The 20,995-nt window shown below is 60.9% G+C and carries 22 protein-coding genes and 1 tRNA gene; 15 read left to right on the top strand and 8 right to left on the bottom strand.

The features are described 5' to 3' along the window. Nucleotides 1–75 precede the first annotated feature (75 nt). Nucleotides 76–1,353 (top strand): DUF2235 domain-containing protein, encoded by a 1,278-nt coding sequence (locus tag RMQ97_RS04905; protein ID WP_413659735.1) that lies wholly within the window; start codon nt 76–78, stop codon nt 1,351–1,353. 25 nt (nt 1,354–1,378) lie between these two features. Here RMQ97_RS04905 and RMQ97_RS04900 read toward each other — a convergent pair whose 3' ends face one another. Continuing rightward, nucleotides 1,379–2,260: an NfeD family protein gene (locus RMQ97_RS04900; RefSeq protein WP_413659734.1), complete on the bottom strand. Its 882-nt coding sequence runs from the start codon at nt 2,258–2,260 to the stop codon at nt 1,379–1,381. Between the two features lie 127 nt (nt 2,261–2,387). Between RMQ97_RS04900 and hemF the strand changes: the two genes are divergently transcribed. The 4 genes from hemF to RMQ97_RS04880 all read left to right on the top strand — a co-directional run bounded on the left by hemF (nt 2,388) and on the right by RMQ97_RS04880 (nt 5,490). Further along, nucleotides 2,388–3,272: an oxygen-dependent coproporphyrinogen oxidase gene (gene hemF, locus RMQ97_RS04895; RefSeq protein ID WP_413659733.1), complete on the top strand. Its 885-nt coding sequence runs from the start codon at nt 2,388–2,390 to the stop codon at nt 3,270–3,272. Between the two features lie 172 nt (nt 3,273–3,444). Further along, complete coding sequence (locus tag RMQ97_RS04890; protein ID WP_413659732.1) at nt 3,445–3,879, top strand: hypothetical protein; 435 nt, start codon at nt 3,445–3,447, stop codon at nt 3,877–3,879. Between the two features lie 39 nt (nt 3,880–3,918). Beyond that, nucleotides 3,919–4,728, top strand: a complete 810-nt coding sequence (locus RMQ97_RS04885) for an AraC family transcriptional regulator (protein ID WP_413659731.1) — start codon at nt 3,919–3,921, stop codon at nt 4,726–4,728. Between the two features lie 54 nt (nt 4,729–4,782). Then, nucleotides 4,783–5,490 (top strand): CPBP family intramembrane glutamic endopeptidase, encoded by a 708-nt coding sequence (locus RMQ97_RS04880; protein WP_413659730.1) that lies wholly within the window; start codon nt 4,783–4,785, stop codon nt 5,488–5,490. A gap of 56 nt (nt 5,491–5,546) precedes the next feature. Here RMQ97_RS04880 and RMQ97_RS04875 read toward each other — a convergent pair whose 3' ends face one another. From RMQ97_RS04875 to RMQ97_RS04865, 3 genes are read right to left on the bottom strand one after another with little or no spacing between them, the layout of a single operon-like run. Further along, nucleotides 5,547–6,776 (bottom strand): CCA tRNA nucleotidyltransferase, encoded by a 1,230-nt coding sequence (locus RMQ97_RS04875; RefSeq protein WP_413659729.1) that lies wholly within the window; start codon nt 6,774–6,776, stop codon nt 5,547–5,549. Then, nucleotides 6,776–7,396 (bottom strand): NUDIX hydrolase, encoded by a 621-nt coding sequence (locus RMQ97_RS04870; protein ID WP_413659728.1) that lies wholly within the window; start codon nt 7,394–7,396, stop codon nt 6,776–6,778. Before RMQ97_RS04870 ends, RMQ97_RS04875 begins: the two co-directional genes overlap by 1 nt. Beyond that, complete coding sequence (locus RMQ97_RS04865; protein ID WP_413659727.1) at nt 7,393–7,956, bottom strand: DUF1285 domain-containing protein; 564 nt, start codon at nt 7,954–7,956, stop codon at nt 7,393–7,395. Before RMQ97_RS04865 ends, RMQ97_RS04870 begins: the two co-directional genes overlap by 4 nt. 82 nt (nt 7,957–8,038) lie before the next feature. On the opposite strand from RMQ97_RS04865, the gene RMQ97_RS04860 reads away from it, so the two are divergent. The 8 genes from RMQ97_RS04860 to RMQ97_RS04825 all read left to right on the top strand — a co-directional run bounded on the left by RMQ97_RS04860 (nt 8,039) and on the right by RMQ97_RS04825 (nt 16,947). Next, the gene (locus RMQ97_RS04860; RefSeq protein ID WP_413659726.1) at nt 8,039–9,055 is read left to right on the top strand and encodes an AAA family ATPase; all 1,017 of its coding nucleotides are present in this window, start codon (nt 8,039–8,041) and stop codon (nt 9,053–9,055) included. A gap of 5 nt (nt 9,056–9,060) precedes the next feature. Continuing rightward, nucleotides 9,061–9,963, top strand: coding sequence for a DUF58 domain-containing protein (locus RMQ97_RS04855; RefSeq protein WP_413659725.1), 903 nt, complete (start codon nt 9,061–9,063; stop codon nt 9,961–9,963). Next, nucleotides 9,960–12,701 (top strand): DUF4159 domain-containing protein, encoded by a 2,742-nt coding sequence (locus tag RMQ97_RS04850; protein WP_413659724.1) that lies wholly within the window; start codon nt 9,960–9,962, stop codon nt 12,699–12,701. Before RMQ97_RS04855 ends, RMQ97_RS04850 begins: the two co-directional genes overlap by 4 nt. Continuing rightward, nucleotides 12,702–14,765 carry a hypothetical protein gene (locus RMQ97_RS04845; RefSeq protein WP_413659723.1) on the top strand — a complete coding sequence of 688 codons (2,064 nt, stop codon included), beginning with the start codon at nt 12,702–12,704 and terminating at the stop codon, nt 14,763–14,765. It abuts the gene before it with no gap. A 101-nt stretch (nt 14,766–14,866) separates the two neighbouring features. Next, the gene (locus RMQ97_RS04840; protein ID WP_413659722.1) at nt 14,867–15,565 is read left to right on the top strand and encodes a pirin family protein; all 699 of its coding nucleotides are present in this window, start codon (nt 14,867–14,869) and stop codon (nt 15,563–15,565) included. 69 nt (nt 15,566–15,634) lie between these two features. Next, complete coding sequence (locus RMQ97_RS04835; protein ID WP_413659721.1) at nt 15,635–15,835, top strand: hypothetical protein; 201 nt, start codon at nt 15,635–15,637, stop codon at nt 15,833–15,835. A gap of 116 nt (nt 15,836–15,951) precedes the next feature. Continuing rightward, nucleotides 15,952–16,446 carry a hypothetical protein gene (locus RMQ97_RS04830; RefSeq protein WP_413659720.1) on the top strand — a complete coding sequence of 165 codons (495 nt, stop codon included), beginning with the start codon at nt 15,952–15,954 and terminating at the stop codon, nt 16,444–16,446. 105 nt (nt 16,447–16,551) lie between these two features. Then, entirely contained in the window at nt 16,552–16,947 is a 396-nt protein-coding gene (locus RMQ97_RS04825; RefSeq protein WP_413659719.1) for a hypothetical protein, read from the top strand. 43 nt (nt 16,948–16,990) lie between these two features. Here the strand turns inward: RMQ97_RS04825 and queE are convergent, their stop codons facing one another. Then, complete coding sequence (queE, locus tag RMQ97_RS04820) at nt 16,991–17,620, bottom strand: 7-carboxy-7-deazaguanine synthase (RefSeq protein ID WP_413659718.1); 630 nt, start codon at nt 17,618–17,620, stop codon at nt 16,991–16,993. Continuing rightward, nucleotides 17,617–18,339, bottom strand: a complete 723-nt coding sequence (gene queC / locus RMQ97_RS04815) for a 7-cyano-7-deazaguanine synthase QueC (RefSeq protein WP_413659717.1) — start codon at nt 18,337–18,339, stop codon at nt 17,617–17,619. The genes queE and queC overlap by 4 nt, the downstream gene beginning before the upstream one ends. Nucleotides 18,340–18,374: 35 nt before the next feature. On the opposite strand from queC, the gene cutA reads away from it, so the two are divergent. Both cutA and RMQ97_RS04805 read left to right on the top strand, forming a co-directional pair. Beyond that, the gene (cutA, locus tag RMQ97_RS04810; RefSeq protein WP_413659716.1) at nt 18,375–18,698 is read left to right on the top strand and encodes a divalent-cation tolerance protein CutA; all 324 of its coding nucleotides are present in this window, start codon (nt 18,375–18,377) and stop codon (nt 18,696–18,698) included. A 117-nt stretch (nt 18,699–18,815) separates the two neighbouring features. Continuing rightward, nucleotides 18,816–20,444, top strand: coding sequence for an ATP-binding protein (locus RMQ97_RS04805; RefSeq protein WP_413659715.1), 1,629 nt, complete (start codon nt 18,816–18,818; stop codon nt 20,442–20,444). Between the two features lie 26 nt (nt 20,445–20,470). Here the strand turns inward: RMQ97_RS04805 and RMQ97_RS04800 are convergent, their stop codons facing one another. Both RMQ97_RS04800 and RMQ97_RS04795 read right to left on the bottom strand, forming a co-directional pair. Beyond that, entirely contained in the window at nt 20,471–20,752 is a 282-nt protein-coding gene (locus RMQ97_RS04800) for a hypothetical protein (RefSeq protein ID WP_413659714.1), read from the bottom strand. Nucleotides 20,753–20,885: 133 nt separating this feature from the next. After that, nucleotides 20,886–20,962, bottom strand: a tRNA-Met gene (locus RMQ97_RS04795). Nucleotides 20,963–20,995: the final 33 nt, after the last annotated feature.

Here is a 20,995-nt window from a genome sequence, read left to right as displayed (position 1 = left end):
TTCTAGATCGCACCTACTTATGGTCGTAGTCTCTCCGTCGATCCGCCAACAGAGCGGAATGACGGGGAGACAGACATGGCCAAGAACAAGCGCATCATCATTTGCTGTGACGGCACCTGGAACGAGCTGGACTACAAGCAGCGGCCGGTCACGAATGTCGTGAAACTGGCTCAGTCCATCACGCTGGAAGACCACTCAGACGCTAACTCGCCCGTCAAACAGGTCGTCTTCTATGATGAAGGCGTGGGCACGCTGGAAGGCGAGAGCCTGGATGGCGGCGGGTTTGGTGATGGTCTCATCCAGAACATCGTCGATGCCTATGCCTTTTTGGTCTTCAACTATGATCCGGGTGACGAAATCTTCGTGTTCGGGTTTTCGCGCGGTGCCTACACCGCCCGCTCCCTCGTCGGCATGATCCGCAATTGCGGCATTCTTCGCCGTGATGCCGCGCCTTATGTGGATGATGCGCTGGTGCTCTACATGGACAAGGACCGCTCTCCCAAACACGAAGACTGCGTGGCCTTTCGCCACGCCCACAATCCGCACGGCTGGTGGCTGGATGAGGATACAGATCAGGCCATCATCGCCGATCACCCCGGCAATCGCATCCAGGTGGAATATCTTGGCGTGTGGGACACGGTCGGCCAGAACGGTATTCCCGGAGTGTGGAATGCCATGGCCGGCAAGGCCGAAGATCACGGTTTCCATGATCTCAAACTGTCCGGTGTCGTCCGTCGGGCCCGCCATGCTGTCGCAATAGACGAACCCCGGGCCGCGTTCCGGCCTGCTCTATTTGAGGCCGGGAAACTGACCCAGCTCAAGGCCGAGGCCGAGGCTGACGGACGCGGTGCCGATGCCTATCAGCAAATGTGGTTTCCCGGCGATCATGGTTCGATCGGCGGCGGCGGTGACATGACCGGCCTGTCCGACCATGCGCTCGACTGGATCGCGGCAGGTGCGCGGGAAAATGGCGCCCGACTGGACTACGACACCGGTTTTGCCGCCGTGAATTTTCCAGTCACCATTCGCGAACGAAAGTCAGACAAGGCAACGCAAGACCGCATCACGTTCAATCCGTCCATCCACGCGCCGTTGAGCAATGTGTCCAAGGACTGGAAGAACGCCAATCAGAGCCGTATGGGACGCCTCATGGGCTATACGCTCGGCATGATCAATCGCGATCGGGTGACCCATCTGAACTCACTGGACGAGCTGTCGGCTTTGGCCAGACAGTATGAAGGGTTTGCCGGAAAACATCTCGACTATGTTGAGCGCCTGGCCAATCGCATCAACCAGCAGACGCGCCTGAAAAAGGCCGACATCAAGGCTGCCTTCCCGACCTGGGGCGGATGAACGCACCGCCCCAGAGAGGAACGTGCTATTCGGGTGCGTTGTAGATCTGGTCCCGCGCACTGGCCCAATAGACCCGGTAGTAAGCCGGACCGTCCGCGTGGCTTGCCATGAATCGAAGCGGCTGCTGCACTTCTTCACAGGCGTCCTGGAAATCACTCCGAGTACGAGGCTCGGCACCACCCAGATAACGTGCATCTGTGGGGTCAAGATCTGAGACGAATTCGCGGTAGTCTTCAACAAAACGCTCAATGCGCTCTTGGTCGGGACTGACGGGCGGCTCATCTGAATCTGCAAGAATTGACACAGCTGCCATATAGACAGGGGACGAAGACCGCAGATTGATCCCTTCGCTCACCTCAACAGATCCAGTCAAACCCGGGACTCTACCACCATAAAAATACGTGTAACACGCCCGCGGGTCCTCGTAGAGATTCTCCGCTGTCTCGACGAGCGCGTCGAGATAGGCCTGAAGGTTTTCGTCTGATGTCAAAAGCATCAGGGAGTACAAGACGGAATGGGTTACTTTCACCCGTTCCGAGAGTGCCACCGTTTCCGCAAACCCACTCCCGTGATCACGATAGGCTGACAGCACCAGCGCCTGAATTCGCTCCGCTTCAGACGGATCTACGTCTTCAAGCAAGCGAAGCATTTCATGATTGTGATAAATACTGCGGCTCTCGACCACACTGGTATCGCTCAACGTATTGTCCAGCGAGCGCCCGAAATGCGGATCCAGAATGGGGGGTGCAGCAAATGCACACCCGAACGTCAAAACACCAAAGGCCAGAACCTGGAAATTCACGGCCCCTTCTTCCTTCAGTGCCGCGATGATCACACTCACAACACCCGACAGAAGCCCCCCAACCACGGCCCCAATGCCGAGGAAAACATAAAACGACGGTCCCACAACACACCCCCAAAAAAACAGGTGGCCCGGCTACCAAATGATGCAATGCGGGTCAATGCAATCACCGCTCAAGACCTGCGGCAGCACGCCGCTTGCCCGAAGCCCGGCACGGCTGTAGGTCATGCCCATGACCGAGCTTGCTGACATCGAGACCCACCGCCAGACCGCAAAGGCCTGGTTCGAAGACCTGCGCGACCAGATTTGCGCCGAGTTTGAACGCCTGGAAGATGAGGCGCCTACCGATCTCTATCCCGGAACACCTGGCCGTTTCGAACGCGAAGCCTGGCGCCGGGGCGACGGATCCAGCGATCAGGGCGGCGGCGTGGCGTCGATCATGAAGGGACGCCTGTTCGAAAAAGTCGGCGTACACGTCTCCACGGTCCACGGAGAATTCTCTGAGAAATTCCGCGCCCAGATCCCCGGCGCTGCCGAGGATCCGCGCTTTTGGGCCTCGGGCATTTCGCTCATCGCCCACATGTGGAATCCGCACATCCCGGCCGTCCACATGAATACGCGTTTCATCACCACCACACAGTGGTGGTTTGGTGGCGGCATGGATCTCACGCCTGTGCTTGATCGCGCACGCACCCAGGAGCATCCCGATGCCGTGGATTTTCACGCTGCCTGCAAGACCGCCTGCGACGCTCATGCCCCGGACTATCACGACCGTTTCAAGGCCTGGTGCGACGAATATTTCTTTCTGCCCCACCGCAATGAACCACGCGGCATTGGCGGGATTTTCTACGACCGTCTGAACACGACAGACTGGCAGGCCGATTTTGCGTTTACGCAGGATGTCGGCAAGGCCTTCCTGGACATCTACCCTCAGCTCGTCCGGCGTCGTATGGGAGAGGCCTGGACCGAGGAAGAACGCGAGGAACAACTCGTTCGCCGGGGCCGTTACGCCGAGTTCAACCTTCTCTATGATCGCGGCACAAAGTTCGGCCTTGAAACCGGAGGCAATGTGAAATCGATCCTCTCTTCCATGCCGCCCGAGGCGAAATGGGTCTGACCCCCCGGCAGAGACTGCCCGGACTCGACAGACTTGCCCGGTAAGATCGTCCGAGCGCCCACAACAACCGAGCGTGAAAATCCGAGATATCCTGTAAAGGTAGGCCGTTCCACGCATCGAAGGCTGGCATGCATCCTGCGACGTGGGTCAATGACCCAAGAGGATGTTTGTGATGATCAACGGTATTGGTGCGTCGCCCACCCCCTATCCCGCGCCCGGCGGGGCTCAATCGACATCTGCGCCTGATTTTGCCGCCTCCCAAACGCAGGGCGGCGAAGAAAAAAGTCCCCATTCAGGTTCCACGGGTGCGTCAACGCACAGCGCGCCCCGCCAGGATGTGGATCCAGCACGCCAGTCTGCCCGGTCGGAATTTCTCAAGTGGATGCAAATGTCGCCGGCCGAACGCATCCGGGCTCTGTTTCTTGAGGAAGAAGGCCTGACCGAGGAGAGCCTCGACCGGCTTCCTGCTGAAGAACGCGAGCGTATTGAGGACAAGATCAAGGAGCGTATCGAGCAGGCCCTGGGCCTTGATACGGACAGCCTCGTACAAGGCGACACCCGACAGGCCGCGGCCAGTGCCTATGCGCGGACCGCCTCACTCACCTAGACCTGCATCCAATTGACCGCCGGCACGCATCTACGAGGCATGACCGAGACAGCCAACACCCCCAAAGCCCGTATCCACCATGCCGCCGGACCGCTCCGCCGGTTCGAAGCCTGGTTTTCGGGCAAGGCCTATGCGCCGCATCGCCATGACAGCTATACAATCTGCGTGACGCTGGGCGGTGTGCAGAGCTTTTCCTACCGTGGAGCCCGGCGGGCGGCTCGGGCCGGAGACGTCGTCATCCTGCATCCCGACGAAATGCATGATGGCGAAGCGGGAACCGACGAACCATTCGGATACCGCGCCCTGGCTCTCGATCCGGCTCAGCTTCGCCCCATGCTCGGTGACGCACCCCTGCCTTTTATTGAGGGTGGCGTGTCAAACGATCCGGAGCTGGCGCGCATCGCCGGGGCCTTGCTGACAGATTTCGATGAACCCGACGACGACCTGTCTGATCATCTCCACACACTGGCCGAAACGCTCCTGCGCGTCGCGGGCCACACCCCCGGATCCAGCACGCCTGACACCGCAGCCCTCAACCGCGTTCACGAATTTCTGTGCGAGACTCTCGATCGCCCTGTCGACATGGATGAGCTGGAGGTGATTGCCGGCCGGTCACGCTGGCAGGTCTCACGCGACTTTCGATACCGCCACGGCACAAGCCCCTATCGTTTTTCGCTGATGCGCCGTTTGGACGCGGCCCGAACCGCACTCGCGACCGGGCAGGCCCTGGCAGATACGGCCTATGCCTTTGGCTTTGCCGACCAGGCGCATTTCACACGGCAGTTCAAATCAGCCTATGGCCAGACCCCGCGTGCCTGGCAACGCGCCTGCCGCACAATCCTTCAATAAGGGCGTCGATGTCGAAGGCAGTATGTCATCCAGACGAACAACAGGATGACCGCAATGTCTCTCACATCTTCGCCGCGCAGCCGCGCCCTCATGGAATTCAGTGCCGGAATTCTCATAGCCCTCGGCACCAAGGCCATTCTGGCCAACTACATCTGGAAATTTGCCGGTCCGGTTTCTCTGCTGATTGTCCTGGTTCTTGCCACGCTCTATCTGCGTCATCGTGGCGAAAGCTGGGGCGAGCTGGGATTACGCCCGCGTATGACCCTGAAATCCTGGCTGCTCATTCCGCCACAAATCATTCTGGGCGTCGTGGCCATTCTGGCGACGGGCGGCCTTACAGCTATCGGCGGTGACGCTCTGGGTCTGTGGTCCACCGATACCACCATGCCGGGCGTAGAGGAACGCTGGGGCGATATCCGCGGGAATTTGCCTGTCTACCTGCTATGGCTGACTTTGGCCTGGGTCTCCGCCGGTTTTGGTGAAGAGCTCTTCTTCCGGGCCTTTTTGATCAGTCGCACCGAACGTGTATTCAAGGGTCTGCCGCTGGGGCTTTTCCTCGCCATTCTCACACCCGCACTGATCTTTGGTTTTGGACATATGTATTATCAGGGTGTGCGCGGCCTTGTGGTCACCGGACTGATCGGCCTCGTGCTGGGGGCCTTGTATCTGCTCTACAAGCGCAATCTGTGGCCGCTCATCATCGCTCACGGCCTGGTGGATACGCTGTCGTTCACAGCCCTCTATCTCGACGCGGACTGGTAAGAGAAAACCCCGGCGCCAGGCACCGGGGTTTCAATCATCACAACACTTTGGAACGACTAGTGTTTGAGCCGATCGAGCAGGTCCTGCTTGCTCGGCTCGAACCGTTCCGACACCCAGTGAGCTTTCAGCTCGTCCAGGGCATCACCCAGCATCGGGCCCGGCTCATATCCCATCAGGATCAGATCACCACCGGTGACCGGAAAATCCGGTTGTTCCCAATTGCGGGCATAGTCAGCAAGAATACGCCAGTCACGCGGCGGTGGCACAACTTCGCCAGCTGCGGCCAGGCGAGCCTGGTCTTCGAACGCTTGGGCACCCAGGGCCATGATGGCCCGTTCCGCGGCGGCCAGATCACCGAACGCCGCTTTGAGATCCTTTTCAGCTGACGGATCAACAGCACTCTGGAGACGACCGGCCTCCGCATTCGACATTTTCAGCTTAGCTGCCATGGTCTTGATCCTTTCCGGGCCGCCATCGGCAAGCGCCACGAACCGCAAAAGAGAATCGGGCGCTAGACCGGATTGTACATCCTGATCAACTATACCGTCGAAGACTCTTAAGGATCCGTTCACCCCATAGAGTGTTTTCAACAGATCTGCACCTGACATGAGTTGCACGATTTTCCGCGGATCCGGTGCGCCCAGAAGCTTTTTCGTCTCTGACCACACCCGTTCCGCGGAGAGATCACGCAATCCTTGCTGTAATTTTTTAGCTGCGGAAAACGCAATTTCATCCAGTTCACCGCGTCCGTACCAGGCCGAAAACCGGAACAGACGCAAAATCCTCAGATAATCCTCGCGAATACGGGTCTCCGCATCCCCGACAAACACGAAACGCCGGGCCTCGACATCTGCCAGCCCGCCTGTCGGATCATGAACCGTGCCGTCCGGCGCGGCATAAAGAGCATTCACCCGAAAATCGCGACGCTCGGCATCCTCTGACCAGTCTTTCGTAAAGGCCACGACCGCCCGGCGGCCATCGGTAGCGACATCCTTGCGCAAGGTGGTGACCTCGAATGGCTCCCCCCGGGCAATGACCGTGACGGTCCCGTGATCTATCCCGGTCGGAACGGCCCTGAGACCGGCCTTGCGCGCCGCAGCCAAAACGGTTTGAGGCGTGAGTTGGGTGGCGATGTCGATATCATTGACCGGTTCGCCAAAGAGTGCATTGCGCACACACCCTCCCACAAAACGGGCGGACCCCGCCTGTTCGTGCTCCAGCATATCGATGACATCGCGCGTCGCCGGCGCATGAAGCCAGGACTGATCGGCAATGGAATTGCTCATCAGGCCGCCCTTTCGTACAGGCGCTGGTGCAAGACCTTGATCATGCCCGCTGTGGCGCCCCACACATTCCGGTCCTGCCAGGGCATGGCGTAGAAATGCCGCATCCTGCCCTTCCACATGGCCGATTGTCTGCGGTGATTTCTCGGGTCCATGAAAAACGCAAACGGCGCCGTGAACACATCTGCCACCTCGCCTGGATCGGGGGTGAGATCATATCCATCGTGTAGACGGGCAACGATGGGTGTCACCGAAAATCCGGTTCCCGTTTGGTAGACATCGGACTGACCGAGTAGTTCGACATGAGAGGACGCGATCCCGATTTCTTCCTCCAGTTCGCGCACTGCTGCCTCGGCCGGGCTTTCCCCATTGGGTTCGATCCGGCCCCCGGGAAAACTGATCTGGCCCGCATGTTTCTTGAGATGAGCCGCACGCTCGGTAAATAGGAGATGGGGCTCGCTGCCCTGCCAGAGGAGCGGCACCAGCACCGCCGCTGGTACAAGGTCCTGAGGCGGATCAAGATGATCACCGGAAATGACCGCATCCCCCATGGCGGGCAGGCCGGGCACACGTCCCACCGGGTCCAGGCGTTCACGAATCCGCTGAATCAACACTTCACTCACGTCGTCGGCTCCAACGGAAAAAACACGCCGCCACTCCAGATGCCATCACGGCCTTGATGCTCGCTCACCAGATCGACGAATTCATAAAAGACGGGACGCGAGAGCAAAGCCTCCAGCCGACCGCGAACATGGATCAACGGAACAGGCTGGCCATCCTCTGCCTCGGACAGGGTGAAGCCATGATCCGTCCCCAATTCGACCAGATCGCCCATATTGGTCTCGAACACGAGAACTTGATCACACCCGTCGCCAATCCGGTCCATGCGTATGGCCAGAAAGGGGGCGATCTCGACAGTGATCCCGATTTTCTCAACTGGCGTCACCAGATAATGAACGCCGTCGTCATCTTTCCGCAAGATCCTCGCAAACAGGCGTGTAAGACGGTCACGGGTAATGCGTCGGCCTTCATGCCACCAGCTGCCATCACGGCGGATGACCATGTCCATTTCGCCGCAATAATCGGGCTCCCAGAGTTCAACAGGGGGCAGACCATCACCAGAACGCCGCGCGGCGTCCAGAAGGGACTGTAATGGATCAGCTTTACCGGCATGTTCAGGCATGGACAGCTCATCATTGCGGGGCCATGCTCGCGAAAAGCGGCCCCTGCGGCCAGGGAACGGGTTTAACAAGGAAACTAGGACGATGACCGACGCGATTGAAGCCGCTGATGCGCAGAATTCGCAGGACGCGCTGATTGCCCGTGCCGACAAGGCCGCGGAACGCCTGCAAGCGGTGAAAGCCTCGATCGGCAAGGTTATCTACGGATTGGAGACACCGGTCGATCTGTGCCTGGCCTCGATTCTGGCCGGTGGCCATGCCCTGCTTGTCGGCGCGCCCGGCCTGGCCAAGACCCGTCTGGTGCAGACCATTGCCATTGCGACCGGTCTGTCCACCAAGCGCATCCAGTTCACGCCAGACCTGATGCCGGGCGATATCCTCGGTTCGGAAATCCTAGACGAGGGCGAGGACGGCAAACGTCAATTTCGGTTTGTGGAAGGCCCGGTCTTCTGCCGCCTGTTGATGGCCGACGAGATCAACCGCGCCAGCCCGCGCACCCAGGCTGCCCTGCTCGAAGCCATGCAGGAGCATCATGTGACCGTGGCCGGTGAACGCCATGATCTGCCGGCCCCCTTCCATGTGCTGGCAACACAAAACCCGATCGAGCAGGAAGGTACCTATCCTTTGCCTGAAGCCCAGCTCGACCGTTTCCTGATGCAGGTCGATATTCCCTATCCCAGCCGCGACGCCGAACGCCAGATCCTGCTGGCCACGACAGGCGCGAACGCCGCAGAGGCCATCGAGGTCCTCAGCGCCAGAGAGATCCTCGACCTGCAGGACCTCGTGCGGCGTCTGCCCGTGGGCGAAAAAGTGCTCGAGGCCATTCTCGACCTACTGCGCCAGGCACGTCCCGAAGACAGCGATATGGATGCGGTACGCGACGGCGTCGCCTGGGGTCCGGGGCCGCGCGCCGGTCAGGCCCTGATGCTGGCCTGTCGGGCACGGGCACTGCTTCAAGGCCGCCTCGCCCCCTCCACGGATGATGTGGAAGCCCTGGCCGAACCGGTTCTCAAACACCGCATGGCACTGAGCTTTGCCGCACGCGCCGACGGCCAGACCCTGGAAGGCCTGATCCGCACCCTGGCTGCCCAGGCGGCCTGACCCTGATGAGCCAGACCCGCCGGTCCGATCGTGAAGCCCAGATTCTTCGCCTGCGTCATGCGGGCGAGGATGCTGCTGCGCGTCTACCGGCTCTGCAGGCCGAAGCCCGCCGCATTGCCGCGACGGTTGCGCCCGGTGTTCATGGACGCCGCCGGTCAGGTCTGGGAGAAACCTTCTGGCAGTATCGCCACCACCAGACCGGCGATGGACAGTCCGATATTGACTGGCGCCGCTCAGCCAAGACCGGCCAGCTTTTTGTTCGCCAGAATGAATGGGAAGCAGCCAACACGGTCTGGATCTGGCGCGATGGCAGGCCGTCGATGGATTTCGCCTCCTCCCGGCGCGTTCCGACCAAGCGCGATCGAGCCGCTGTCTGCGTCATCGCCCTGGCGACCCTGTTGACGCAGGGCGGGGAGCGGGTCGCCGCCCTCAATGAGAGTGGACGACCACGCAGCGGGGCACACGGGCTGGAACGCGTGTCCCGTCACCTGGCGATCGGTCCCGGCGAAGCCGCGGCAGTGGACGCACCTGCCCTGGCGCGACATGGACGTGTCATCCTCGCCGGTGATTTTCTTGATCCGGTTGAAACCTGGCATGCCCGCCTCGACCGCTTTGCCGGATTTGAAGCGCGTGGCGTCATGCTCCGCGTCATTGATCCGGCCGAGGAAGACTTTCCCTACACGGGGCGGACGCGGTTCAGAGCGCCGGGCAGCCATGACGATATCCTGTTTGGCCGGGCGGAAGATGCACGCTCGGTCTATCAGAAACGCTGGTCCGAGCACGGCGAACAGCTTGACGCCCTGGCCCGCCAACGCGGCTGGGTCTTGGTGACACACCGAACCGACAAGCCCGCTAGCATCCCGGTTATGGCGATCTACCAGGCGCTGGCTGGAGGTTTGGCCACATGATCACGCTGGGCCCGCTAAGCTTTGCTGCGCCTCTGGCGCTGCTGGGTCTGTTGACCCTGCCCGTGCTCTGGCTGCTCCTGCGCGCCACACCGCCTGCGCCCAAACAGGCCCTTTTTCCACCGCTTCGCCTTTTGCTGAACGTCAAGGACGACGCGGAGACACCGCATAGTGCGCCCTGGTGGCTGATCCTGTTCCGGCTTTTGATGGCCGCGCTGATCATTATCGCCCTGGCCCGGCCGAGCTGGGGACCCCAAGCAGAACCCAGCCCGGCCGATGATGCCCCGCTTTTGCTGGTGATCGATAACGGGTGGTCGGCTGCTGAAAACTGGAGCGAGACTCGCCGCCTGGCCGGGCAATGGCTGGACCAGGCGCGGCGCGATGGACGCCTGGCGGCACTGATCCTCACTGCTGCCCATCCTGACCGACAAGCCCCCCTCCGGCTCGACCAGCCTGTCAATCTGGACCGGCGACTTCAACTCGCCCGCCCCCAAGCCTGGCCTTCGGCCTATGATCTGGCGGAGACCCGGATCCGCGAGGCTCGCGCGCAGGCGTTTCTGCCGGCCCGCATGGATGTGATCTGGCTGTCTGATGGTCTGGACCAGACGGGCCAGGACGGGTTTGCGCGTGAGCTGAGTGATCTCGGTCCGGTTCGCCTCTGGCAACCGGAGGACGGGCGCGTCCCGCTGGCCATCCTGCCCCCGGAGGCCACTCCACAGGGTCTGGACGTCCGGCTTCAGCGTATCGCCCGCCCCCTGCCACGCGACGTCAGCGTGACCGCGCTGGGTGCGGACGGACAGGCGATTGCCCGCGCGGACACCCGGTTTGCAGCGGACAGCGGAGAAGTGCGCCTGTCCATCGATTTGCCGCTGGATCTGCGCAACCGGATCACCCGCCTGCAGATTGACGGCTCGAACAGCGCAGGCGCCGTGCATTTGCTGGGCGATCAATGGCAAAGACCGCGTACAGGCCTGATCGAACCGGAAGGTGAAGACGGTCAGCCCCTGCTCTCCGAACTTCATTACATAGAAAGCGCTCTTGCCCCCCATACCGAACTGGTCACCGGCGATCTGGCCAGCCTGATCGACAATGATGCGGCCATTCTCGTGATGGTCGACAGTGCGCGAAGCGATGATGACACCCTGTCGGAGTTCGTGGAAGACGGCGGGGTCTTGCTGCGGTTTGCCGGCCCCAGACTGGCTGCACGCAGCGATGATCTTCTGCCCGTAGTTCTGCGTGAGGGGGGCCGCCTGTTCGGCGGCGCTCTCAACTGGGACACGCCCCAACGCATGGCGCCGTTTGACGACCGCTCCCCCTTCGCCGGACTACCCGTGGATGTCAGCGCCACGATCGACCGCCAGGTTCTGGCCGAACCCGGCACCGCCGCCCCGGACCGGATCTGGGCGCGTCTGGAGGATGGCACTCCCCTGGTGACGGCTGAACGCCGCGGCAATGGATGGATCATCCTGTTCCACGTTACCGCCAGCCCCGACTGGTCAGACCTGCCGTTGTCCGGCCTGTTTCCGCGCATGCTGCAACGGATCACCGGACTTGCGCGCACATCGGACATCACTCCGGCGACCTCCGGGGCCTGGGTGCTTGATCAGATCCTCGACGGCAATGGCCAGCTCTCCCGTCCCGGTGTTTCCGCTCTGCCGATTCCGGATGAGCAATGGTCCGCCCGTGATGCAACCGCCCTCACCCCGCCCGGCCTCTACCGCCTGGGCGCCAGCCTCAACACCCTCAACATCGCCACGGCCCGGACCCAACTGACCGCTATGTCGGCCGACTTGCAGGGTGTGCGTTACATGAACGGCATGATCCGCCAGCAAATCGACCTTCTGCCTGCACTGCTCATCGGGGCGTTCATCGCCCTGATGGCCGATATCCTGCTCGCTCTGGCTCTGGCCGGGCGGCTGCCGCGCCTGCCACGCCGGGCCGGAAATGGTCTGACAGCCCTGCTTCTGGCGATGGGCCTGAGCGGTCTTATGATCGACCCCGCCTCCGCCCAGCCAATCGAAGGCTCCCGACCGCAGTCAGTTGAGGCCGCGTTGAGCCTGCGTTTTGCCTATGTGGAAACCGGTGACGCCAGCGTCGACCAGCGCTCACGCGAGGGCCTCACAGGACTGGGCTTTGATGTCCGCTCCCGCAGCGCCATGGAACCTGCCCCGCCGCATGCCGTTGACCCGGCGGTGGACGAATTGATCTTCTACCCGATGATCTACTGGCCCGTTCTGGAAACGGCACAGGCCCTTGATACACAGAGCGCTGAACGGGTCAGTGCCTATCTGCAAAGTGGCGGACTGATCATTTTTGACACCCAGGACGCCGACCGGGCCTTCACACGCGCCGGTGCCCCCCATCCCGGACTGGTGTCCGTCCTTGAATCGATTGACGTCCCAACCCTCTCGCGCATTCCCAATGATCACGTGCTGACCAAAGCCTTTTACCTGCTCCAGGAGTTTCCAGGTCGCTATTCCGGCTCGCCGATCTGGGTGGAGGCCAATCCAGACGGCGCTTCGCGCGATGGCACATCGGGGGTGGTGATCGGAGCGCATGATTGGGCCGCGGCCTGGGCTGTGGGCCCCAATGGCGAGCCGCTCTATCCAGTTGATGGCGGCGACCGACAACGCGAAATGGCGCGCCGGGTCGGAGTGAACATGGCGATGTACGCGCTCACCGGGAATTACAAGGCCGACCAGGTGCATGTCCCGGCTCTTCTGGAACGTCTGGGGCAATAAATGGCGCTGACAGCAACTCATATCAGTTTCGCCCCCCTGCTCCCCGAACCCATACTGATCGGAGCGGCGGCCCTGGCTGTGCTGATCATTGCCTACGCGGCCTGGAAAGGTCTGGCGGGCTGGATCTGGCGCGCGGTTCTTGTGGGTCTGATCGGCCTGGTGCTGGCCAATCCCAGCCTGGTTGAAGAGGAACGCGAGCCCCTGAGCGACATCGCTGTTCTGGTTCGCGACACCAGCGCCTCCATGGAACTGGGAGAGCGTCGCGACGCCTCCGACGCCTTCGCTGGTGAACTGCGGGCGCTGGCCGAAGCCGATCCCATGCTGGATCTGGTCGAGATCGATGCCGGTGAGAGCGAGGACGGCACCCGGCTTTTCGACGGTGTGCAATCGGCCCTGGCCAGTGTACCGCGCGATCGTCTAGCTGGCGTGATCCTGGCCACCGATGGTCAGGTGCACGACCTTCCGGAGACGGCTGAGGGCCTGCTCGACAGCGAAGCTCCACTGCATGCCGTCATTGCCGGCAATATGGCCTCCACGGACCGACGTTTGGTGATCGAGGAAGCACCGCGATACGGCATTGTCGGCCAGACAGCGAGCTTCCAGTTACGTATCGAAGATCCGGCGATGCAGGGCTCAGCCCTGGTCAGTTTCCGCTTTGAAGGCGGTGAACCGCAAAGCCACCGTCTGACGATCGGACGTACCACCCGCATCGAAGTGCCGGTCGAGCGCCGCGGCGCCAATGTTATCGAGATCGAGGTCAATGAGGGCCCGCAGGAAATCTCCCTGATCAATAACCGGGCCGCCGTGTCTGTAAATGGCGTCCGCGACCGGTTGCGTGTCTTGCTGGTGACCGGCGAGCCCCATAATGGCGCGCGTGTCTGGCGCGACCTCCTGAAATCGGACCCCTCCGTGGATCTCGTCCATTTCACGATCTTGCGTCCGCCAGATCGTCGTGATGCCACCCCGCCAGAAGAATTGGCCCTAATTGGTTTTCCGGTACGCGAACTGTTTGCCGAGCGCCTGGACGAATTCGATCTGATCATTTTCGACCGCTATCCGCGCCGGAACATCATCCAGATGCTCTATTTCGACTATATCGCTCGCTATGTCGAAAACGGCGGCGCTCTGCTGGTGACGGCGGGTCCACCCTTTGCCGGGCCGCCCAGCCTGTATCGAACCCCGCTCTCGGCCGTCCTGCCGGTCCGACCGACGGGCTATATCACCGAGGAGGGTTTTCGTCCGGCCACCACGGATCTGGGTGAACGCCACCCGGTCACAGCCGGCTTGGCCCCGCCAGATGGCGAGCCGAACTGGGGCCGCTGGTTCCGCGTGATTCACGGGACGCCGCTCGATGGCGAGACCCTGCTGGAAACGGAGGAGGGACTGCCTCTTCTTGTTGTCAGCCGACAGGAGCGCGGCCGGACGGCCATGGTGATGAGCGATCAGACCTGGCTCTGGTCCCGTGGTTTCGATGGCGGAGGACCCTATGCGGAGATGTTCCGTCGTGTGGCCCACTGGCTCATGCAAGAACCGGAATTGGATGAGGAACGCCTGACCGCCCTGGCCGTCGACAGTGAGTTGCGCGCCGAACGCATTACCTTGTCCGACGAGGCGCCGCCCCTTGAACTGACCTGGCCGGATGGTCGTCGCGAGACGGTCGACATGCAGGCTGGCGATACGGGCCGTTTCACCGCAGATATTCCCGCCACCGGGTCGGGACTGGTCCGTCTGCGTTCGGGCGAGCTGACCACGGTGGCCGCTCTTGGACCGCTCAGTCCGCGCGAATTTGCCGATCTCCAGCCCACAGATGATGGACTGCGCCCTCTCACCCGGGAGACCGGCGGAACAACACTGAGCCTGGGCGAAGGGTCAGACCTGCGCCTTCCCACCGTGCGACGGACGCGAGCGGACAGCAATCAGGCCGGTCGGGCCTGGCTCGGACTGATGCGCAATGAACGTTATGTGGTTCGAGATGCCCGCCAGACCCCGCTGCTGCCCGGCCTGCTTGTGGTCTTGCTGGCTGCGGGTTTACTCGGCCTGGGCTGGTGGCGGGAAGGCCGCTAGATCATTTCCTCTCCGGAATAAATCTTGCGCGGGACGTCCAGTTTTTCTCCGCCACGCCCAGGGCTACATCCTCCCCAGATCGATTATCCAAGGAGGACGTCATGATTGAGAAACGCGCTTTTGACACGCTAGGTCATGCCAATCACGGCTGGCTCAATGCACGCCATCATTTCAGCTTTGCCAACTATTATGAGCCCCAACGCATGGGATGGGGCGCCCTGCGGGTCTGGAATGATGACGAGATTGCCGCGGGCACCGGTTTTGGCATGCACCCTCACCGCGACATGGAGATCATCACCTATGTTCGCGAAGGGGCCATCACGCACAAAGACAATATGGGCAATGAAGGCCGCACCGAGGCCGGTGACGTCCAGGTCATGTCCGCAGGCACCGGCGTGATGCATTCGGAATACAATCTGGAACAGGATCGCACCTCGATCTTCCAGATCTGGATCATCCCCGCCGAAGCGGGAGGTGATCCACGCTGGGAAACGGTCGCCTTCCCCAAGACCGATCGCAGCGGCAAGTGGTCTGTCCTGGCTTCGGGCAATCCTGAAGCTGAAGGCGGTGCTCTCATCCGACAGGATGCCCGTATTCTCGGAGCTTTCCTGAAGGCCGGTGAGCACGTGACATACACCCTCAAACCCGGTCGCCATGCCTATCTGACCGTGGCTGCAGGTCAGGCCGAGGTGAACGGGGTGGAACTCGACACACGCGATGGTGCCGCCATCCGTGATGTCGAAACCCTGACCATTACCGCCTCTTCGGATGCGGAAATCGTGTTGGCCGACACCCCCTAAATCCGGCTGGCTTCATACTCTGGCAAGCCTTTTACCGGCATGTCGGACAGGTCAATGATGGAGACTTTCATGCGTAAACTCCTTCTCGGCCTGTCCGGCGTGTTGTTGTGCCTTCCCATGGGGGGATGTGTAGCCTTGGGTGCCGCTGCCCTCGTTACCGATGTTGCTGTTGGCACAGTGGGAACGGCGATCGAAACCACGGGCAATGTGGCTGAAGGCGCCATCGATCTCGCCTTACCCGATGGCGATGATGACGAGGATGACAACTAGTCACAGTCTGCCTGACTGGACAGTTTTCTTCGACTTCCCTCCAAATTGTGATCCTCTTTGTCGCCATCCCTGTTATGGTGACAATGAGGGACAATGAAAATCAGGGAGTACGACCCATGACACGCATGTTTGCAGCTTCTGCGCTGGTGCTGGCCCTGGCCGCGCCCGGCTTTGCCCAGACGCCACTCACCATTGCCCCGATCAGTTTCGGAGACGCGCTTCTGGAGAAATCCGAAGAGTATGGCGAACGCGAACTCGAGCGCCTCGCCGACGATCTTGACGACGCCCTGCGTGATGAACTCGCAGGCGTTCTCGGACAAGGCGGTTATACCCTCCAGGCGACCATCATCGATGCCCGCCCCAACCGTCCGACACAGGAACAAATGTTCGCACGTCCCGGTCTGGACATGCGTAGCATCAGCATTGGTGGTGCCGAAGTCACCGCCATTATCGTCGATGCGTCCGGCCAACAGATTGCCTCGTATGAATATGCGTGGCGGACACACAGCCTGCGCGATGTGGTCGGTGCTTCTGTCTGGTATGACGCCAACCGGACCTTCCGCCGCTTTGCGGACCAGATTGCCGACGATATCGACGCGCCATCATCCTGACAGGGATCAGCCTCGTCATCACTTACCGGATCGACTCGTCTGTCAGACGAGTCGATTCGACATGACGCATCAGACCGTTAGGCTGTGCGCCGTGGAGGGGACAAGATGAAACTGGTGCTCACTTTTATCGGGGCGGTCTCGGCTTGCCTGCTGACGGCCCAAGCCCAGGCCCAGCAGAGCGATCCGACAGCAGCCTCGCGTCAGGTCATGACGCGTGAGATCGTGCGGACCTGTGTTGCCCAGACACGCGGCCAGGTCGCCAATCCCGAACCTGCATGTGCGTGTACCGCCGGATGGCTGTCAGCCCGCCTCAATTATCGAGACTTCTACCTGGTCGGTCGTTTCTACCATTACGCGAATAATGAGGCCGGGATGCAGGCCGAGATTCAGCGCCTGCTGGCTCAGACAGACTACACAGCCCAGGACATCCAGCGTGTGGCGCGCTTCCTCCAGGACAGCAATGCGCAGATGTCGGCGGCGTGCCAGGCACTAGAGCGCTGATCACCCGGGTGTGCCCGACCTTCGTGCAGTGATCCCACCGAGCTCAGGGCACGCCGATCCATTTATGTGTTTGCAGGCTCAGGGTCCATTGGGGATGTTCCAGGCAATACTGAAACGCTGCCTGGGCGTTCTCCACCTGGGCCGGCCCATCCATGGGCTGAAGTGAGAAGCGTCTGAAATCCCATTGCTCAAAAGATTTCGGGTCCAGTTCCGGCTGCGGATAGACCAGTTTGAGCTCGTCTCCAGACGTCTGGACGACGGGCGCATGCCCTTTGGGACTCACGGTCACCCAGTCCAGACCGTCCGGCGCCTGTATCGTGCCATTGGTTTCGACCGCGATCTCAAAGCCCGCCTCATGCAGGGCGTCGATCAACGGCGCGTCCAGCTGAAGCAGAGGCTCTCCGCCCGTACACACGACCAGGGGCCGTCCGCCACCCGGCCAGAAATCGTGCACATGACGCGCCAGATCGACTGCGGACGCGAAGCGGCCACCACCCGGCCCGTCCATGCCGACAAAATCCGTGTCGCAGAAATTGCAAACCGCGCTCGCCCGGTCCCGTTCCAGCCCGTTCCAGAGATTACACCCCGCGAAACGCAGAAACACGGCGGGGCGGCCCGCTTGTGCGCCCTCTCCCTGTACCGTCAGGAAGGCTTCCTTGACCGAATACGTCACGCGGACACTCCCTGGGACTTCCAGTGTTCCCAACCCTGCTGGCGCAACTCACAGGCCGGACAGGTGCCACAACCATATCCCCACGCGTGCAGGACGGAGCGGTCTCCGCGATAGCAGGTATGGGTCTCGGTACGGATCAATTCGACCAGGCGTCTGCCTCCAATATCATGGGCCAATTGCCAGGTCTGGGACTTGTCGAGATACATCAGCGGCGTCTTGACCTGCAGCTGGGTATCCAGTCCCAGCACAAGTGCGTTTTCCAGAACCGCCAGGGTTTCAGCGCGGCAGTCCGGATAACCCGAATAGTCCGTCTCGCACATGCCGCCCACCAGCACGCCTTGCCCCCGGCGATAGGCCAGGGCCGAAGCCACGGTGAGGAACACCAGATTCCGGCCGGGCACAAATGTCGACGGCAACCCATTGGACTGCATCTCGATCTCGCGCTCGGCTGTCAGGGCACTCTCTGCCAGGGCCCCATAGCCTGTCAGATCCACGATATGATCTTCGCCCAGTCGGTCTGCCCTTTCCGGGAAGGTCTCAGCCAGACGATCCCGCACCGTGAGACGCGCCTGCATCTCCACGTCATGGCGTTGCCCATAATCGAAGCCGATCGTCTCGACCTGGTCATACCGATCGAGGGCCCAGGCCAGGCATGTGGCACTGTCCTGCCCGCCCGAGAAGAGAACCAGGGCAGAGCGCATATTCTTGTCTGTCGTCATGGCGTGCATATAACGACAAACACTCGGAGAAGACCATGGACACATATGTATTGATGTACACAACCTGGCCGGATGCGGATCAGGCTCGAAGCTGCGCTCAAATCCTGTTGGACCAAAAGCTGATCGCCTGCGCGAATATCCTGCCCCGCGGCGAAAGCCTGTATCGCTGGAACGAAGAGGTGACCCAGGATGAGGAGTACATCATGCTGCTGAAAACACGCAAGGCGCGCTCGGCCGACATTCGTGACGCCGTTCTGGCCTGCCACCCCTATGACACGCCGTGTGTGTTAACGCTTGCTATTGACGCAGGATCGAGCGCTCCGGACTTCCTCACCTGGATCGCGCAGGAAACCTGCTGAAACAGCGAAAGTCGCAATGTGACAAACACGCGAATTTTTTGTGTCCAACCGCTGATTTCACCCATTCTTCAGGTCCTTCGCCCAAAGTGCAATCGAGGGTGAGACGAGGAATTCGAGATGCTCCGCACAGTCGGTGATGTGATCGTTGATGCGCCTGTCGTGTTTCCAAACACGCGGGGTGAAGAGGTCTATGAGCTGTTTTCCGATGACGAGGATCTGCTGGTTGTTCCCGTCGTGGAAAATGACCGGCCCGTAGGTCTGATCTCACGCAATTCCTTCTTTCTGAAGATGGCAGATCGGCATGGCCGGGCCTTGTTTGCGCGGCGCCCCGTGACCTTCGTGATGAACAAGGCACCGCTGCAGGTCGATGCCAGCACACCCGTTGAAGAACTGAACAAGCTGATCGTTCGGGATGAACCTGCCGCCCTGATGGAAGGCTTCATCATCACCTATGCCGGTGGATATTATGCCGGTGTTGGTACGACGCTGGCGCTTTTCTCCGCGATGGCAAGACAGGCTGAAGAGCGCAATCACAAACTCTCTGCCTTGGCCGAACAACTGGGGCGCTCGCGCATCGACGCTCTGTCGGCTTCAAAGGCGAAGTCCGACTTCCTGGCCACTATGAGCCATGAAATCCGGACCCCGCTCAATGGCGTGCTGGGCGTTGCACAATTGCTCATGGAAAGCGGTCTGACCGAAGACCAGGCGGAACTCGCTCGCGTCATCAATGATAGCGGCCAGATCCTGCTGCGTATTCTCAACGACGTTCTCGACCTCTCCAAGATCGAGGCCGGCAAGATGGATCTCTCCAAGGAGAGCTTCGCGGTTCGCGATCTGGTGGTCGATACCAAGGCTTTGTGGAGCGAACGTGCGACCGCAAAAGACCTCGATTTTGTCATCGACGTGACCAGTCATGACACCCGAGAACTGGTTGGAGATCCGGTCCGGATCAAGCAGATATTGTTCAATCTGATCAGTAATGCGATCAAGTTTACCGATGATGGCGCGGTGCGTGCGACCTTTAGTTTTGTGGACCTGGGCCGCAGACGCACCTCCATGCGTGTGGAAGTGCGCGATAGCGGGTGTGGCATCCCTGAAGACGCGCAGGCCAGCCTGTTTGAGTCCTTCTCCCAGGTTGACGCCGACACCACGCGTCGCCATGGCGGGACCGGGCTGGGCCTGACCATCTGCAAACGGCTCGTCGAACTGATGGGCGGATCAATCGGTTTTGAAAGCGTGGCCGACCAGGGGTCCACTTTCTGGTTTGATATTCCGCTGAACTTGGCCGAGGAGAAACCGCAACCCGCTGCCCCGGTCATGGAGCCGGACCAGACCTCGCTCCCAGCGTCCAGGAAGCGCGTTCTGATCGCGGAAGACAATATCGTCAACCAGACAGTGACGGCCGGTTTCCTGAAGCTCAAAAAGATTGATTTCGAGATTGTGGAGAACGGTCAACAGGCCCTGGACGCGGTGCAGAAGCAAAACTTTGATGCGGTGCTGATGGATGTGCAGATGCCCGTCATGGATGGTCTCGATGCCACCCGTGCCATCCGCCGCCTTGGCAGTGATGTGGCCCGCATTCCGATCATCGCTCTGACGGCCAATGCCATGAGCGGTGATCAGCAGGTCTGCCTTGAAGCCGGAATGACGGGTTTCGTGGCCAAGCCGATCTCCAAGGACAATCTCTACAAGGCGCTGGAAGAGGCTTTCGAACCCGGCGCAAGACACGCCTCCCGCGCAGCCTGATATCGCCTGTGCAGGACGCAAGCGCATCACCGCGCGTTGTCGTCGTCGTCCGTGCCGGTATCCAGCTGACCCCAGGTATAATGGGCCGCCTCATCATAGCCGCGACGACGGCTGATGATCAGGATGGCGGACAAACCACCTCCGATGATGATGGAGAGCAGGACACCGAGCGCCAGAGCAGCCCAGCCGTGTGCGCTCATCCCGCCCTCAGGCATATAGCTCCAGACCTTCGCACTGATCACGATCAGGGCGAGCATGAATACCGTGCTGAAAATGATGGAGACCCAGGCTCCGGTCGACAGGCGCATGTGCTGGCCTCCTCAATGCAATGAGTGAGCAATGTAAGGAGCACACTCACTTAATCCCAGTGATCTCACGCACGCGTGTGGTGCGGCATAGTGTCAAGGGATGATGGAGTTCCGATCGAGGCCGGACACCGGATGGTAGTGGGAGAGAGACTTGAACTCTCGACCTCAGGATTATGAGTCCTGCGCTCTAACCAGCTGAGCTACCCCACCACATCGGTGTATTTCGGAGCCGCGTGATATACG

The organism is Maricaulis sp. D1M11 (assembly GCF_047308265.1).
Lineage (GTDB): Bacteria > Pseudomonadota > Alphaproteobacteria > Caulobacterales > Maricaulaceae > Maricaulis.
The sequence above is the reverse complement of the archived record's forward strand: the minus strand, read 5'-3'. Positions and strand labels throughout refer to the sequence as shown.

Bases quoted from the DNA above. Each gene is read 5' to 3' on its own strand.
- RMQ97_RS04880 (WP_413659730.1), top strand. From the start codon at position 4,783: ATGTCTCTCACATCTTCGCCGCGCAGCCGCGCCCTCATGGAATTCAGT.
- RMQ97_RS04825 (WP_413659719.1), top strand. From the start codon at position 16,552: ATGAAACTGGTGCTCACTTTTATCGGGGCGGTCTCGGCTTGCCTGCTG.
- RMQ97_RS04850 (WP_413659724.1), top strand. From the start codon at position 9,960: ATGATCACGCTGGGCCCGCTAAGCTTTGCTGCGCCTCTGGCGCTGCTG.
- RMQ97_RS04845 (WP_413659723.1), top strand. From the start codon at position 12,702: ATGGCGCTGACAGCAACTCATATCAGTTTCGCCCCCCTGCTCCCCGAA.
- RMQ97_RS04885 (WP_413659731.1), top strand. From the start codon at position 3,919: ATGACCGAGACAGCCAACACCCCCAAAGCCCGTATCCACCATGCCGCC.
- RMQ97_RS04905 (WP_413659735.1), top strand. From the start codon at position 76: ATGGCCAAGAACAAGCGCATCATCATTTGCTGTGACGGCACCTGGAAC.
- RMQ97_RS04860 (WP_413659726.1), top strand. From the start codon at position 8,039: ATGACCGACGCGATTGAAGCCGCTGATGCGCAGAATTCGCAGGACGCG.
- RMQ97_RS04890 (WP_413659732.1), top strand. From the start codon at position 3,445: ATGATCAACGGTATTGGTGCGTCGCCCACCCCCTATCCCGCGCCCGGC.
- RMQ97_RS04865 (WP_413659727.1), bottom strand. From the start codon at position 7,956: ATGCCTGAACATGCCGGTAAAGCTGATCCATTACAGTCCCTTCTGGAC.
- RMQ97_RS04875 (WP_413659729.1), bottom strand. From the start codon at position 6,776: ATGAGCAATTCCATTGCCGATCAGTCCTGGCTTCATGCGCCGGCGACG.
- RMQ97_RS04830 (WP_413659720.1), top strand. From the start codon at position 15,952: ATGACACGCATGTTTGCAGCTTCTGCGCTGGTGCTGGCCCTGGCCGCG.
- queC (WP_413659717.1), bottom strand. From the start codon at position 18,339: ATGACGACAGACAAGAATATGCGCTCTGCCCTGGTTCTCTTCTCGGGC.
- cutA (WP_413659716.1), top strand. From the start codon at position 18,375: ATGGACACATATGTATTGATGTACACAACCTGGCCGGATGCGGATCAG.
- RMQ97_RS04835 (WP_413659721.1), top strand. From the start codon at position 15,635: ATGCGTAAACTCCTTCTCGGCCTGTCCGGCGTGTTGTTGTGCCTTCCC.
- hemF (WP_413659733.1), top strand. From the start codon at position 2,388: ATGACCGAGCTTGCTGACATCGAGACCCACCGCCAGACCGCAAAGGCC.
- RMQ97_RS04800 (WP_413659714.1), bottom strand. From the start codon at position 20,752: ATGCGCCTGTCGACCGGAGCCTGGGTCTCCATCATTTTCAGCACGGTA.
- RMQ97_RS04805 (WP_413659715.1), top strand. From the start codon at position 18,816: ATGCTCCGCACAGTCGGTGATGTGATCGTTGATGCGCCTGTCGTGTTT.
- RMQ97_RS04840 (WP_413659722.1), top strand. From the start codon at position 14,867: ATGATTGAGAAACGCGCTTTTGACACGCTAGGTCATGCCAATCACGGC.
- RMQ97_RS04855 (WP_413659725.1), top strand. From the start codon at position 9,061: ATGAGCCAGACCCGCCGGTCCGATCGTGAAGCCCAGATTCTTCGCCTG.